10 protein-coding genes are annotated in these 15,303 nt (G+C 63.0%); 6 read left to right on the forward strand and 4 right to left on the reverse strand.

The window, feature by feature from the left end:
- The first annotated feature begins 81 nt into the window (after positions 1-81).
- The 6 genes from GJ654_RS08435 to GJ654_RS08460 all read left to right on the forward strand — a co-directional run bounded on the left by GJ654_RS08435 (position 82) and on the right by GJ654_RS08460 (position 9,155).
- The gene (locus tag GJ654_RS08435; protein ID WP_155445711.1) at positions 82-438 is read left to right on the forward strand and encodes a CidA/LrgA family protein; all 357 of its coding nucleotides are present in this window, start codon (positions 82-84) and stop codon (positions 436-438) included.
- Positions 435-1,169, forward strand: a complete 735-nt coding sequence (locus GJ654_RS08440; RefSeq protein WP_264586142.1) for an LrgB family protein — start codon at positions 435-437, stop codon at positions 1,167-1,169. Before GJ654_RS08435 ends, GJ654_RS08440 begins: the two co-directional genes overlap by 4 nt.
- 384 nt (positions 1,170-1,553) lie before the next feature.
- Positions 1,554-5,249 carry a vitamin B12-dependent ribonucleotide reductase gene (locus tag GJ654_RS08445; RefSeq protein ID WP_155445712.1) on the forward strand — a complete coding sequence of 1,232 codons (3,696 nt, stop codon included), beginning with the start codon at positions 1,554-1,556 and terminating at the stop codon, positions 5,247-5,249.
- Between the two features lie 228 nt (positions 5,250-5,477).
- Positions 5,478-6,116 (forward strand): ImmA/IrrE family metallo-endopeptidase, encoded by a 639-nt coding sequence (locus tag GJ654_RS08450; RefSeq protein WP_155445713.1) that lies wholly within the window; start codon positions 5,478-5,480, stop codon positions 6,114-6,116.
- Positions 6,117-6,296: 180 nt separating this feature from the next.
- Entirely contained in the window at positions 6,297-7,328 is a 1,032-nt protein-coding gene (locus GJ654_RS08455; protein WP_155445714.1) for a hypothetical protein, read from the forward strand.
- A 1,554-nt stretch (positions 7,329-8,882) separates the two neighbouring features.
- Complete coding sequence (locus GJ654_RS08460; RefSeq protein WP_246664663.1) at positions 8,883-9,155, forward strand: hypothetical protein; 273 nt, start codon at positions 8,883-8,885, stop codon at positions 9,153-9,155.
- 231 nt (positions 9,156-9,386) lie between these two features.
- Here GJ654_RS08460 and GJ654_RS08465 read toward each other — a convergent pair whose 3' ends face one another.
- The 4 genes from GJ654_RS08465 to GJ654_RS08480 all read right to left on the reverse strand — a co-directional run bounded on the left by GJ654_RS08465 (position 9,387) and on the right by GJ654_RS08480 (position 15,001).
- The gene (locus GJ654_RS08465; protein WP_155445715.1) at positions 9,387-10,766 is read right to left on the reverse strand and encodes a carbohydrate porin; all 1,380 of its coding nucleotides are present in this window, start codon (positions 10,764-10,766) and stop codon (positions 9,387-9,389) included.
- 322 nt (positions 10,767-11,088) lie between these two features.
- Positions 11,089-11,658 carry a hypothetical protein gene (locus GJ654_RS08470; protein WP_155445716.1) on the reverse strand — a complete coding sequence of 190 codons (570 nt, stop codon included), beginning with the start codon at positions 11,656-11,658 and terminating at the stop codon, positions 11,089-11,091.
- A gap of 138 nt (positions 11,659-11,796) precedes the next feature.
- On the reverse strand, positions 11,797-12,798 hold the full coding sequence (locus GJ654_RS08475) for a hydroxyacid dehydrogenase (RefSeq protein WP_155445717.1): 1,002 nt from the start codon (positions 12,796-12,798) through the stop codon (positions 11,797-11,799).
- A gap of 376 nt (positions 12,799-13,174) precedes the next feature.
- Positions 13,175-15,001 carry a PHA/PHB synthase family protein gene (locus tag GJ654_RS08480; protein ID WP_264586141.1) on the reverse strand — a complete coding sequence of 609 codons (1,827 nt, stop codon included), beginning with the start codon at positions 14,999-15,001 and terminating at the stop codon, positions 13,175-13,177.
- Positions 15,002-15,303: the final 302 nt, after the last annotated feature.

Below are 15,303 nucleotides of genomic sequence, written 5' to 3' on the forward strand. Positions count from 1 at the left end.
GGCGTCTCTTGACGCCCTGTCGCGCCGCCTTGTCCCGCAAAGGGTGCAAGGATGGCGCCCTGAAACATGGGGAGTCCCGCCATGACCGTCGCCCTCGCCGGCATTTTCCTTTGCCAATTGCTCGGCGAATTGATTTGCCGCCTGTTTGCCCTGCCCCTGCCCGGCCCCGTTGTCGGCATGGGCCTGTTGTTCGCCTATTTGCTCGCGCGCGGCGGACAGGGCCAAAAAGCCGTTCCCAAGCCGCTCGGGGCCATCGCCGACCAGTTGCTCGGCCATTTGTCGCTGCTGTTCGTGCCGGCGACCGTCGGCATGATGCGCTATTTCGACATTCTCTCGGCCAACGCCCTGCTGCTGACCGTCACCCTGCTGGCCTCCACGGCGCTGACGCTGGCGGCGACCGCCCTCACCTTCCGCCTGCTGACGAGGGCGAAATCGTGATCGAACATCTTCTCCCCCATGGCGCGGAAGCCTGGGTCTATCTCGCCCACACGCCGCTGCTGTGGCTGACCCTGACCCTGGTCGCCTATGTCGTCGCCGACCGGATCTCCATTGCGGCCGGCCGCCACCCGGCCGTCAATCTGGTGGTGATCGCCGCCGCCATGATCATTCTGGCGCTCACTCTGACGGGAACCAGCTACGAGACCTATTTTGAAGGCGCCCAGTTCATCCATTTCCTGCTCGGCCCCGCCACCGTCGCCCTGGCCATTCCGCTCTACCGACATTGGGAGCGGGTGCGGGCCTCGGCCTTGCCGATCCTGGCCTCGCTGACGGTGGGCGCGCTGGTCGGCATTTTTTCCGCCGCCCTGATCGCGCGCGCGCTAAAAGGCTCCGACCTGATCGTCGCTTCGCTCGCGCCGAAATCCGTGACCTCGCCCATCGCCATGGGCCTGTCCGAAAAACTCGGCGGCGCGCCTTTCCTCACCACGGCGCTGGTGATCGTCACCGGCGTCGCCGGCGCGATGATGCTGTCGCCGCTGATGCGGCTGCTGCGAATCAAGGATTCGGCGGCCATCGGCATGGCGGCGGGGGTCGCCTCGCATGGCATCGGCACGGCGCGCGCCTTCCATATCGATTCGGTCGCGGGCGCTTTTGGCGGCATAGGCATGGGCCTGAACGGCGCCTTCACCAGCCTCGTCCTGCCGATTCTGCGGCCTTTGCTGGGACTCTAGAGCGTGATCTTTTCCGAAAACCGGTTTCCACTTTTCGGGATCATGCTCTAGCCAAGGTCCGGGGGCGTTAGCCGACAATGGCGGAAAAAGTAAAGAATTTCTTAAAAATCCGTCCAAACCATCCCCACAATCCTCAAATTGTGGTGGCGGTTGATAAGTCACCCACAACATCTTGACGGGCGGAGGGGGCGGTCTTAGCATCGCCTCATTCCTTCGAGAGGCGGTTTTTGCGGCTCCGGCCGCAAACTTTTGGCGCGCGCCCCCCTTGCGAACGGAGCGTTCAAATTGGTCGCGTAGCTGCCGCGTCGTCGGGTCTTTCCCGGCGCGAACGCGGTTGCGCGTCCGGCGTTATCGACACGACATCAGGCGGGGGCGGAAACACAAATGCGGATCGAGCGGCACTACACCAGGGCGGGCCAGTCTCCCTATCAATCGATCGAGTTTCGCGAAACCAAGAGCGAGATCCGCAATCCCGACGGCAGCACCGTCTTTTCACAGACCGGCATCGAGACCCCGGCCGCCTGGAGCCAGGTGGCCTGCGACGTGCTCGCGCAGAAATATTTCCGCAAGGCCGGCGTTCCCGCGCGCCTGAAAAAAGTCGAAGAGACGTCCATCCCCTCCTTCCTGTGGCGCTCCGTTCCCGACGAGGTCGCGCTCGCCGAACTCCCGGAAAAGGAGCGTTTCGGCGGCGAAACCTCGGCCAAGCAAGTATTCGATCGCCTCGCCGGCGCCTGGGCCTACTGGGGTTATAAAGGCGGCTATTTCGATTCCGACGAGGACGCGCAAGCCTTCTTCGACGAAATGCGCTACATGCTGGCCCGCCAGATCGCCGCGCCCAACTCGCCGCAATGGTTTAATACTGGCCTGCACTGGGCCTATGGCGTCGACGGCCCCGGCCAGGGCCATTTTTATGTCGACCACGAGACGGGCGTCCTCACCGCCTCGAACTCGGCCTATGAGCACCCGCAGCCCCACGCCTGCTTCATCCAGTCCGTGCGCGACGACCTCGTCAACGAGGGCGGCATCATGGACCTGTGGGTCCGCGAAGCGCGTCTCTTTAAGTATGGCTCCGGCACCGGCGCCAATTTCTCCAGCCTGCGCGCCGAGAACGAGCGCCTCTCCGGCGGCGGAAAAAGCTCCGGCCTGATGTCGTTCTTAAAAATCGGCGACCGCGCCGCCGGCGCGATCAAGTCGGGCGGCACCACGCGCCGCGCCGCCAAAATGGTGGTGGTCGACGCCGACCACCCCGACATCGAGGCCTTCATTGACTGGAAGGTCCACGAGGAAGAAAAGGTCGCCGCCCTGGTCGCCGGCTCCAAAACCCTGCGCAAGCACATGAAGGCCGTGTTCAAGGCCGCCGTGAACTGCGAAGGCCCCGGCGACGACTGTTTCAACCCGGACAAGAACCCCGCCCTCAAGCGCGAGATCAAACTCGCCCGCCGCGCCAACTGCCCCGACAGTTTTATCAAGCGCGTGCTGCAATACGCCAAGCAGGGTTTTACCAGCTTCGACATCGACGAATACAACACGGATTGGGATTCTGAGGCTTACCTCACCGTCTCCGGCCAAAACTCCAACAACAGCGTCCGCATCACCGACGCCTTTTTGCGCGCGGTCGAGCAGGACGGCGACTGGAACCTGACCCGCCGCACCGACGGCAAGACCGCGAAAACGCTGAAGGCCGCGGCCCTCTGGGACAAGATCGGCTATGCCGCCTGGGCCTCGGCCGACCCCGGCCTGCAATTCCACACCACCATCAACGACTGGCACACCTGCCCGGCCGGCGGCGAGATTCGCGCGTCAAATCCGTGCTCCGAGTACATGTTCCTCGACGACACGGCCTGCAATCTCGCCTCGCTGAACCTGCTGCAATTCCGCGACCCCGAGACGAAGAAATTCGACATCGCCGCCTACGAGCACGCGGTCCGTTTGTGGACGGTCGTGCTGGAAATCTCGGTGCTGATGGCGCAATTCCCGTCGCGCGAGATCGCCCAGCTTTCGTATGACTACCGCACGCTCGGCCTCGGCTTCGCCAACATCGGCGGCCTCCTGATGTCGTCCGGCCTCGCCTATGATTCCGACGCCGGCCGCAGCCTGTGCGGCGCGCTGTCGGCGATCATGACCGGCGTCTGCTACGCGACGTCAGCCGAAATGGCGCAAAAGCTTGGCGCCTTCGCCCGCTATGCCGGCAATGAAGGCGCCATGCTGCGGGTGATCCGCAACCATCGCAAGGCCGCCTATGGCGAGACCATCGGTTTTGAAGGCTTGGCCGTGAACCCGGTGCCGCTCGACGCCGCCTCCTGCCCCGAGCCGATCCTGATCGACCACGCCAAGCGCGCCTGGGATCGCGCCCTGACGCTCGGCGAAAAGCACGGGTTTCGGAACGCGCAAGTCTCCGTCGTCGCCCCCACCGGCACGATCGGCCTGGTCATGGATTGCGACACCACGGGCATCGAGCCCGACTTCGCCCTGGTCAAATTCAAAAAGCTCGCCGGCGGCGGCTATTTTAAGATCATCAACCGCGCCGTCCCCGAAGGTTTGCGCGCTCTCGGCTACACCGAAGCGCAAATCGCCGAAATCGAGGTTTTCGCCGTCGGCCACGGCAACCTCAACCAGTCCGCCGGCGTCAACCCGACGACCTTGAGAGCCAAAGGGTTTGGCGACGCCCAGCTCGCCGCCCTGGAACAGGCCCTGTCCGGCGCCTTCGACATCAAGTTCGCCTTCAACAAATTCGTCCTGGGCCCGGAATTTTTGGCGAACACGCTCAAAGTCCCGTTTGAAAAACTGGACGACCCCAGCTTCGAGCTCCTCCCCTTCCTCGGTTTTTCGAAAGCCGAGATCGAAGCCGCCAACATCCACGTCTGCGGCGCGATGACGGTCGAGGGCGCCCCGCATCTGAAACACGAGCATTACGCGGTGTTCGACTGCGCCAACCCCTGTGGCCGCACCGGCAAGCGTTATCTGTCGGTCGAAAGCCACATCCGCATGATGGCGGCGTCGCAGCCCTTCATTTCCGGCGCGATTTCGAAAACCATCAACATGCCCAACGACGCCACCGTTGAGGACTGCAAGAACGCCTATCTGCTCTCCTGGCGCCTCGCGCTCAAGGCCAACGCGCTCTACCGCGACGGCTCCAAACTGTCGCAGCCGCTGAACTCGCAACTGATCAGCGACGAGGACGAGGAGGAGGACGCTTTTGACGCCTTCATCGAGCAGACCCAGCCGGCGCGCGCGACGCAGATCGCCGAAAAAATCGTCGAGCGCGTCATCGAGCGCGTCGAGCGCCGCCGCGATCGCGAAAAGCTGCCCGACCGGCGCAAAGGCTACACCCAGAAGGCGGTGGTCGGCGGCCACAAGGTTTATTTGCGCACCGGCGAATACAGCGACGGCCGCATCGGCGAAATTTTTATCGACATGCACAAGGAAGGCGCGGCCTTCCGCAGCTTGATGAACAATTTCGCCATCGCGATCTCGGTCGGCCTGCAATATGGCGTGCCGCTGGAGGAATATGTCGACGCCTTCACCTTCACCCGCTTCGAGCCCGCGGGGTTTGTGCAGGGCAATGACGCGATCAAGAACGCGACGTCGATCCTCGACTACGTGTTCCGCGAGCTCGCCATCTCCTACTTGGGCCGCAACGACCTCGCCCATGTCGACCCCTCCGACATCGGCCACACCGCGATGGGCGCCGGCGACGACCAGGGCCGCGCCCCCGCCGCGCAACCCAATCAGACCCAGCGTTTTGTCTCGCGCGGCCTGGTGCGCGGCAAGACGGACAAGCTGATGCTGGTGCAGACGGAGCGGCCGGCGGACAAGCCGGCGACGGTTGGGATCACGACGGTGGGCGCCACGGCGCTGAAATCCGACGCCCTGGTCGAGCCGGGCGCGGCGAGCCTGATGGAAACGCTGACGTGGACGCCGCCAACAAAACTGCCCGACACCGCCCTGGACAGAAGGGCCGAAGCCCGCATGAAGGGGTACATTGGCGAGGCCTGCCCCGAATGCGCGAATTTTACGCTGGTCCGCAACGGCACCTGCATGAAATGCGACACGTGTGGCGCGACCACGGGGTGCAGCTGAAAATCCCAACAACACAGTGGTGGTGAGCGTCGCAAAGTTTTGTGAGGTTTTGTTTCAAGTGTCGCTGTCGCCGGGATTCCGGCGACAGCTCTAACAGCTACGGCACGACCTCACGACTGTGAAAACCGTCGAATCTCGCGCCGGCTACCTCTCCCTGCCCCCGATTCTCCGCAGCCGCGCTGCTATTGTCAGCGCGGCGCCTTTGAACTCGCGTTCGAGGCAAACTTCATGACAAGAGATTTTGAGGTTCTACCGCGCCGCGACGACGAGCTTCACGACAAGGCGATGTCCTTGCGCGAGTTTTTTGGGATTTCAAATCGTTTTCAGTTCGACCTTCCCTCGTTGATAGAGGAAAAGCTGGTTGGAAAAATTCTGAAATCCATCGGGGTGCTAAAATTAGTCCTGCTTGACGTATATAAACCAAAGGCGTCGGTAACATTCAAACACGGTGAGTGCATCCTAACGGTGGAAACCGAAGTCTGGGAATTCGCCAAACAGGGTGACAGCGAATCGATCTTTAAGCTCGCTCATGAGCTTGGTCACTTAATGCTACACAACAAACATGAGCAGAGATTTTCAGACCCCAAGCAGAGCTATGTGAACTTCATAAAACCAGATCGAAGCGCCGAAACACAAGCTAATAAATTTGCTGCATACTTCATGGCACCACGCCAATATATGCGCTTCTGCGATACGCACCAAGACCTGAATCAATCCTTTAATTTCCCACTAGCGTTTGCATACTTTAGATTCGGACTTCACCGTCAAGACCAAGACCGAAAACCAAAAATGCGATGCAACAACTGCTCAGCCGAGTATAGCCAGTACGATTCTGGCGACGCTGGTTGCCCATTCTGTTGCCAATAGCGTCGACCACCTGTCGGCACACGCCCGACGCCGAGACCATTTTCAATGAGGCATTCGCGGCTCTGACAACGATTTCGGCAGGATGCTTTGCAACCATTTACGGTGCCAGAAAGCCCTTTGGCAGAAACGCCGCGGAAGATATCCTGACGCGCAGAACGTCGAGATTGAATTGGGAACACCATGTCGCCGTCGACGGAAATTCCCCAAGGTTTCGTCAACGCCTTATGGGCGCACCTTGACGCGGCGATCCAGCCGTGGGTGGAGAAACGGCTTAGGTCGTTCGCAAAACGTCACGGCGTTCTGAAATGGATCATTTCAACCGACTTCTGCATCCGCGACCAGCACCGCCCAAATGACTCGTTCGCCTTCGTTATCCTGCCCGCAGACGAAAAGTTCGAGGAGACGCAGGATCTCCTGCGCGGCCTGCCGAGTCGCGACTTAAAGGACGTGAAACGAATTCCAGCTGAGATAAAAGATGCTTTGCGGAGAGGGCGTGCCTTCACGTTCTGCTTCGTGGCCGACAGGGATCGGCGTCTCTATGTCGATGTGGAAGCTGCCCGACGCAGCCTCGACGATACCATAGCTATGGCGGAGCATTGGGCGAATGCCGGCCGATGCGGCGAAACGATCGCGAAACTCCGGGCGATGCGCGCAGAAGCTTCAAAGGCAAACTTGAACTTGCGGCTACTGGAGGATCTTACGGTGACCGCCGCTCTCGCAGCGCACATCGTCACCCTCATCTGTCGCCTCGGACCAGTCGAACGGGTCGGGTGGGTGGCGGACAGGGACCGCATCACCGAGTGCTATTCCGGCATCGCCGCGACCCTATTTGCGATCAACGTGGCCGGTTGCTGCCACAACCTCGGCTTGCCAGAACCGAAATTAGGCATTTTCACGCAAACAAGCGAGGATCTCTGGTGCGACCCATTCATCCGACTGGCTGATTACGTCGCCGGCGTGGCAGCGTGGGATCCGCCCGTGACAAATCGGGTACAACCAAAGATCGCCGAACTCGTCCGGGACGTTTTCGCGGACAACCGGCATTTGTTTCTATTCCATTTGGCGTTCTACGTTCCCGACGGCAGGCCTGTAATAGAAGTGAGGCGAGTTGCGATCAGCACGAAGCCGCTGCCGCGGAAGCAACGCAAGAGCTCTAACGCCAGTTCGTTGCGTGGAAGATCACGGGACCTAAAAACGCGAAACGCCAATTGACTGCGCGCCGCCCCTCCTAGGCGCTCCGCGGCATCCCGGCAGCCGCCCCGCGAGCGGGGAGAGGGTTAGGGTGAGGGGGACGCTGGCGTTGGCCTCGATCCCTCCGACCCACCCATACGCTCCAAAATGCCAGCGTTTCGAAATTTGCGAGTCCCCCTCACCCCTGCCCTCTCCCCGCAAGCGGGGCGAGGGAGAGCAAACGTCGCAAGATTGCTCCACAACCGAAACCGCGCCGCTATACGCCCCGCATGCCCTCCGCCAGCGATCAACCACCCCACCACGACCTCACCCCGGAAGAACGCGCGGCCTACGACGCCGCCAATGGCGTCCTGCAAAACTGCGCGCAAACCCGCCCGCGCCCGCTCTGCCGCGCGCCGGACTGCCTCGCCCCCCTCTCCCCGCACGAAGGACGCGCGCAAAAAATAAAAAACAAAACTCTGCGCCAAATCCCCGCCACGGCGCCGTCCCCTCGCCCCGCGTGCGGGGAGAGGGTGAGGGGGACTCTGGCGTTGACCTCGATCCCTCCGAGGCGCCCATACCGTCCAAACCGGCAGACTTTTTCGAACGCGCGAGTCCCCCTGCCCTCTCCCCGCACGCGGGGCGAGGGAGAGCTAACGTCGCAAGACTGCTTCCCCGCCCGGCGCCGCCGCGTGCGACTCTCGCGTTTTTCGGCACGCCGCATCCGCACCTCGACGCGGTCTTTTTTGGCGCCTTCTTCACCGGAGCTGAGCGGGCGTTTTTGCGGAAAATCTACCTCCGGTTGAAACCGACTCGCGAAAATTGATCGGAAATCGCGTGTTTTCTTGCATTTTTGTGCAAAAAACGCGCGAAACACGCCGATTTTCGTGCATACAACCGCGCGGTTGTCGCGGCGGCGGCGCGGGGGAACGGGGGTGATCGCGTGGACTCACGCGCCTCAAATCAAGGACTTACGAGACAATGTTTCACGTGGAACATAACGAGAACAAAGTTTTGGCGTTTGTCAAGCCGCGCCTGTTCGTTTTCACTTTTTACAAAAATGCGGTTTTGGTCTGCGGTTTGTTCGCTTGCGAGGGTCATGCGTCGCTCGTGTGAGCCCTGGATGACGTCCTCGACATGACTGCGGGGGCGCGGTTGAAACCGCCGCATGCGCGCTGTCGCGCGCCGGACCGCCCCCCCTGCCCCCGCACGAAGGACGCGCGCAAAAAATAAAGAACAAAGTTTTGCGCCAAATCCCCGCCAGCGCGAACGCGGCCCTCCTGATACGGCTTCCGCAAGATCGCTGCGCGATCCGCGAAAACGCAATCGCGCGAAAATCCTTCAGGCGAGGGGCGGATTGCCGCGCGAGCGGAATAGGATTTCCGAACAGATCCTTCGGAAATCGTATGACAGAGCCCGTCCGCCGCCCCGGCGCCAGCCTCCGCGCCAACCCAAGACCTTTGGTCGATCAGGGCCGGCGCGTTGTCCAGCCCCCCGCCAAAGCGCAAATATCCAAACGCCACGGAACACAACCGGCGCGAGCGCGTTGAAATCTCAGAGGTTACAACGACCTGCGAGGAAAGAATGCAACACCCCATGTCCAATCGCGCGGCCATCGCGATCCTGATCTACATGATGGTCCAGGCGGTCGCGTTCGGCGCCGGCGTGATTCTGGTGCTGGCGACGCCGCTGGCGTCGATCGCCATGACGCTGATGCCCTACGTGGTCGCGACGACCCTCATCGCATCGGCGCCGCTGGCGTGGTGGATCGCGCCCCTGGTTCGCGCCCGACACGAGCGGAAACTGAACGCGCAAGATCCGAATCGCGGCCACGATCAGCCGCCGCGCGGTTACCACTTCACCGGATAGCGGCAAAACTGACCGAAGCGAACGCAAAATCCCGGCCTCAAGCCGGGATTTTTATGCGCCGGCCACCCGCCTGACACAGGATCATCGGTCGTCATCAAGCCAAAACGCGACATCGCGTCTTGGCGTCCGACGTCCGCGACGCCGCTCACCACACCGCGATCAAGACCCCCGTCATGAAGGCGAAGGCGGCGCAGACGGAGATGAATTCGAGTCGGGGCGCGGTCAGCATGATCAGAAATTGATCGTCGAGCGCAGGCCGAGAACCGCCGCGTCGCGCACGCGCGCGCCATAGGCGTCGGCGACGCCGCCCCCGGGGCTGATGATGTACTGGAAGTCCGGCTGCAACGTCCATCCCGACACGATTTGCGCCTGGTAGGTCAGCTCCAGCGCCGCCTCCGAGCGCCGCAGCACCGGCGCATTGGCGTCGAAATCGAAGCCGCGCGCATAGTCGGAGACGCGGGCGTAGGCGAGGCCGACGCCAAAAGCGTCGTCAGGCCGCCCCGGCACGAGACCCGCAAACGTCAGGCCCCCGTCGATATAGAAATTGACGGTGTTTCGGTCCTGCGGCGCGGCGCCGGCGCGCAGGAACAGGGCCGCGCTCGCGCCCGATTCTTTCCAGATCTGCTGGTCCAGGACGCCGTAAAAGCCCCAGTCGCCCTTCAGCACGGCGGGAACGCCGTTGCTGGCGAGACTGCCGAGCGCCATGCCCGCCGTGTCGTAACGCAGATTGGCGAAATTGCCGAAATTTTGGAACGCGCCCAGCTTGACCGTCCCCGCCAGTCCGTCCTTGCCCTGGTTGTAGCGATATTGCACTTCCTGCATGGCGAGCGGCGGGTCCTGCAGGCGGAAGTTGGTTCCGTAGCGGTTGCAGATCTGCGGATCCTGGCCGCATTGACCGGCGGGATCGCCGTCGAACACAGCGGCCAGGATATTGACCGGATCGGAATCGGAGCCGAGTTTTACGCGCACGCCGGGCGTGGCGAAGGGATAGCCCGGGCCGCCGCTCGGCAGGTTCACCCCGGTGAAGGCCGGCCAGCCGAAGGTGCCGTTGATGAACAGCGCGCTGTATTTGCTGACGAAGAATTCGGTGTCGGCGGCGATCTGGCCGACTTTTAGGCCAAGCCGGTCGTCAAAAGCCTTCTGTTCGAACCACAGCTCATACAGGCGCACCGTGGGCAGCGCCTCGATGTTGCTGACCGTCAGGATGTTGCCCGTGTAAAGGCGCGACAGGCCAGCGCCCTGAATCCAGTAGCCGTTGGCGTGGATCAAGCCGCCCTTCCAGCCGGCGATCTTCTCCATGTCGGCGTCGATGGCGAGCTCGACGCGCCCGTCATAGACCGCCCCTTGGCGCATGCCGCCGGAGGGATTGCCGAGAACCTCGCCGATGTAGTTGAGCTGGAGAATCACCCCCTTGTCCATCAGCTGCTTCTTGACGTCGGCGACCGGGGCCAGCGCCGGAATGCTGGTGAGGACCGAGGGCAGGTCGGCAGCGGCGGCCTCCTCCGGCTTGGCCTCCTCGGCCGCGACAGCGGGTCCGGCGGCAAGCACGGCCAGCAGGCTTACGCCAACAGCCCAATTCCGTTTCGTCGCGTTGAGCCGTGGCCTTGTCATGTGAGCTCCGTTCTTGCCCGGCGTCTCCTCAGGCCTGCTTGCGCGCGCCGTCGGAATTCTCCCGAACCATCTGTTTCAGTGATGAAAAGGAGACCGCTTTCGGCTCAACGTTGCAATTAATTTATCGCTTATTGGAACAATTCTAAAAAAACAGCTCCGCTTACGTCCGCCAACACGACGCCGGGGCAGCCAAGGCCTCGCCGAAATGCAGGCGCGGGATGGGGAGGTCAGACGAAAAAAGCCGCGTTCGGTGAACCGAAGTTCGCCGAACGCGGCCTCAATCTTTGCCGATTGGCAATTCGCGCCAGGGCTGGCGCTGTCCTCACCTATTCAGGCATTGATCATATCTGATGACGCATTGCGCCCGCTGTGAGGGATAGCGGGTAAACGGTCCGACGTTCTGCAGGCAGTCAGACTTCGACTGGGCGCAATACGCGACCTGTTCCGCTCGCGACTGGCGCCCCCCCATTGGGAAGCCGCCCTCCAAGGCGAATGCCTGAGACACGCTTCCGAGGAACAAGGCGGAAAGTAGCAAGTGCGCACGCACCGTGATTTCTCCAAAGACGATGTAAACACGAGGGGACTCGTGGCGTCGCTGTGGCGACACTGATTCTCTAGAGGGCGCCAGCTGTCGAAATGCTGTCAAACTTGAACTTTTATCGCGCGGCGGCGGATGATGGATGAGGCGGCGCGGCGTATCGGCGGGGAGCGCCGAGCCGGAATCGCGGATAGCGCCGAAGGCGTCGAACAGCCGCCCGAACGTCGCTTCGCCGACGGGCGCGGTCACCGGCTTGCCGGACGAGCGCGCCGCGACGCCGCGCGACAAGCCCGATGTCGCTGGAAGCGCGATGGCGCGCGCCGCAGCAGCCAGATGCTCCAACTCCGCGAACACGTTTGGAGCCGGAGGCCAGCGGCCATCGATCTCATCGCATAAAGGCGCGTCTAGAGCGTTTTCGAGCGAAGTGGATGCCGGTTCGCGTGAAGAAAACGCGTAGAAACAAAAAACTGGAGCCCGTTCGGTGAACGGGCTCTAGCCCACCCGGTTCCTGGGCCGGCCGGCTGCAAAGGCTTCGATATTGTCAACCGTGGTCGCAATGATGCGCGCCACGGCTTCGCGCGTGTTGAAACCGCTGTGAGGCGTCACGATCACATTCGGCATGTTCAGCAGCACGTGGCCGGCGACGAGATTGCGCAGATCGTTCTGGCCCGCGAAGGCGGAGCTGATCAGCTCCGCCTCCTCGCGGATCAGGGGCTCGTCGGGCAGAACGTCGAGGCCGGCGGCCGCGACCTGACCCGTGCGCAGCGCCTGCACGAGCGCGATGACATCGATGAGGCCGCCGCGCGCCGTATTGATGATGACCGCGCCCCGCTTCATACGCTGGAAGGCGCTCGCGCCGATCAGATGCTGGGTCTGCGGCGAAGCCGGCACATGCAAGGTGATGATGTCGGAGCGCGACAGCAATTCGTCGAAGCCGACATAACGAAAACCCAGATCGCCCTCCAGCTCCGGGTCGGGTTTGGCGTCGAAGGCGACGACGTCCATCAAAAACCCCCTGGCGATCCGGATCACGTGCCGGCCGATATTGCCGGTCCCGATCACGCCGAGCGTCTTGCCCTGCAAGTCGAAACCTTCGAGTCCCTGGGGGGAGAACCAGCCGGACCGCGCGCGCTCCATCGCGTCCCGCAGCCGGTGGCTGAGGGCGAGGAGCAAGGCGAACACATGTTCGGCGACCGTGTTCTCGCCATAGGTGGGAACGTTGCAGACGGCGATTTTTCGCCGCGCGCAGTCCGCCATGTCGATATGGTCATAGCCGGTGGAGCGCGTCGCGACCAGCTTGGTCGCGGGAAGCTGATCAAGCACGTCCCGGTCGAGCTTCGAATAGATGAATGTGGAAACGACCTCGGCGTCGGCGAAGTGCGAGGCGTTGCCCGCCTGCAAGGGCTGATCCGTCACGACGAGATCGTGGTTCGCTCCGAGAGCGTCGAAGGCCGCGGCCTCCCTCGGCTCGACCTCGAAAATCACAACCTTCATCGGCGGGTCTCCTGGCGGCGACTTCCGGGCGCGGAGGTCGGTCGAACTCTATCACGGTTTCAAGGGCGAAAAGCGCCGCGCGCGGCGAGGGTATTCGATTCGTGGCGAAAGCCGAACATGATCCGGCGCGCATCGCGACTGGCGAGGAAGAAATTCCCTGGAATCCCAACGACGCCCCGCGTCATCAGCACAAGGCCGACCGCCTGGCGGCCTGAAGCGCCCCCTCTCGCCCATTGCTCCCGCAACGCCATGGTTTCGGCCAGCGGATGATCGGAGACCGCGCATCCGCCGCTTCGCGCGTTCGCGGGCAAGGCTCGGATCACAGGCCGCAACTGACCTTCGTCCCTGCGCCAACTTCGGGGTCGCGCGCCTCGCCTCAAGCTTGCAGCACGTAGGTCCCGGGCGCCGGCGCAAGCGGCGCATAGCCTCGGTCGGGACAGCCGAGGCCGGGCGCGGCGACCTGTCCGCGCGATCGCCCCTCCAGCCATTCCAGCCATCTCGGCCACCACGAGCCCTGGGCGACCTCGGCGCGGGCGAGCCATTCGTCGGGTCCGCTGAAGCGGGTGTGGGCGGCGCGGCGCCCGACCCGCAAGCGCCGGCCGTGATGGCCGGGTTCGCTGACGATTCCGGCGTTATGGCCGCCGCTGGTCAGCACAAAGGTGATGTCGATGCTTTCGATCAGATGAATTTTGTAAACGGAGCGCCAGGGCGCGACATGGTCGCTTTCGGTGGCGACCACGAACACCGGCGCCTGGATGTCGCCGAGCGAGACCGGCCGGCCATCAACGGGGTAGCGCCCCTCGAACAAATCGTTGTCGAGGAACAGGCGGCGCAGATATTCGCTGTGCATCCGATAGGGCATGCGCGTCGCGTCGGCGTTCCAGGCCATCAGGTCGCTCATCGGCGGGCGCTGGCCCATGAGATATTCGTGGACCATGCGCGACCAGATCAGATCGCCCGAGCGCAACAGCTGGAAGGTTCCCGCCATTTGCCGCGCGTCCAAAAACCCCTGGTTCCACATGATGTCTTCGAGAAAGCTGAGCTGGCTCTCGTCGATCAACAGGGAGAGTTCGCCGGCTTCGGTAAAATCGGTCTGCGCGGCCAGCAGCGTGATCGTGTTGAAGGCGCGCAAGCCTTCCCGCGCCAAATAGGCGGCGGCGATCGAGAGCAAGGTGCCGCCCAGGCAATAGCCCACCGCGTTCACCGGCGCGTCGGGGACGATGGCGTTCACCGCCTTCAGGGCTTCGAGCAGGCCGAGCCGGAGATAATCGTCCATGCCGATGTCGCGATCCTCGGCGCCGGGATTGCGCCAGGAGATCATGAACACGGTGTGGCCGTGATCGACCAGATATTTGACGAGCGAGTTTTGCGGCGACAGATCGAGAATGTAATATTTCATGATCCACGCCGGCGCGATCAGCACCGGCTCGGCCGCGACCTTGGCGTTCACAGGCGCATATTGGATCAGTTCGATCAGGTGATTGCGAAAAATCACCTCGCCGGGCGTCACCGCCACCTCCTTGCCCGGCCGGAAGCGCTCGGCGCCGAGCGGCGGCTTTTCGCCGAGGGCGCGCTCCCAGTCCTGCCAGAAATTCAGCGCGCCGCGCGCCAGATTCAGGCCGCCCTCGGCGAAGGTCGCCGCGAGCACTTCGGGATTGGTGGGGACAAAATTGACCGGCGACATCGTGTCGAGCGCCTGACGCGCCATGAACGTCGTCAACTGCTCATGATGAGCGGAAACGCCGCTCACGCCGGTCGTGGCGCTGTGCCACCATTGCTGTTGCAGCAGGAACGCCTGGTGGAACAAGTTGAACGGCGGCTGGCGCCAAAGTTCGGAATCGAAGCGCCGATCCTGCGGCAGCGGCGCGATGCACGCCTCGGCGTCCGGGCGCCCGGCGGAACTGGCGGCATAAGCCACAAAGCGAATGAACTTGCGAAACCCCTTTTCCGCAAGCTCGGCGCGCTTGCCGGGCGAAGCCGCGAGATGGATGGCCCAGTCGGCATAAGCGAGCCCGAGCGCCGCCGGGGACAAACCCAGGGTATAGCGCGCGAGCCCGGCCCGCAGCAGGCGGTCGAACGGCGTCGGCGGATCGCGGTCGTTGCACGCGGCGGCGTCGCCGTCGCGATGGATCGCCTCGGCGCGGGCGGGCGTTTGCGACGAAACCAGGGGCCGCCGCGGATCGAAGTCTGTTTCGCGCGCCACCTTCGCTTCTCCTTGCCCGGAGCTCTTTTTCAAGCGCCCGCGACCGTTCGCTCAAGCGACAGGCTACTCCCGCGGCTCCGGCGCGGCAACAGGCGGCCTGCGCGCGCGTTTCGGCGGCGTCTGGTCCGACGCGCATGTTGACGACGGCTTCCGTTCGTGGAGGATGGCGCGGCCGATCACAAGCATTTGCCGCCGCGCCCAGCCGCTTCCCGTTCGGTCTTCCGCAGGCGCAATCCCATGTCGCCATCGGGGTGATCAATGTGATGTGGTTTGAATTTCAGCACAGCCTGGATCGACATGGA

The sequence above is a fragment of the Rhodoblastus acidophilus genome (assembly GCF_009720655.1).
In the GTDB taxonomy this organism is placed as follows: domain Bacteria; phylum Pseudomonadota; class Alphaproteobacteria; order Rhizobiales; family Beijerinckiaceae; genus Rhodoblastus; species Rhodoblastus acidophilus_A.

Coding starts and splice junctions, on each gene's coding strand:
- GJ654_RS08435 (WP_155445711.1), top strand. CDS start 82: ATGACCGTCGCCCTCGCCGGCATTTTCCTTTGCCAATTGCTCGGCGAA.
- GJ654_RS08445 (WP_155445712.1), top strand. CDS start 1,554: ATGCGGATCGAGCGGCACTACACCAGGGCGGGCCAGTCTCCCTATCAA.
- GJ654_RS08450 (WP_155445713.1), top strand. CDS start 5,478: ATGACAAGAGATTTTGAGGTTCTACCGCGCCGCGACGACGAGCTTCAC.
- GJ654_RS08455 (WP_155445714.1), top strand. CDS start 6,297: ATGTCGCCGTCGACGGAAATTCCCCAAGGTTTCGTCAACGCCTTATGG.
- GJ654_RS08460 (WP_246664663.1), top strand. CDS start 8,883: ATGTCCAATCGCGCGGCCATCGCGATCCTGATCTACATGATGGTCCAG.
- GJ654_RS08465 (WP_155445715.1), bottom strand. CDS start 10,766: ATGACAAGGCCACGGCTCAACGCGACGAAACGGAATTGGGCTGTTGGC.
- GJ654_RS08475 (WP_155445717.1), bottom strand. CDS start 12,798: ATGAAGGTTGTGATTTTCGAGGTCGAGCCGAGGGAGGCCGCGGCCTTC.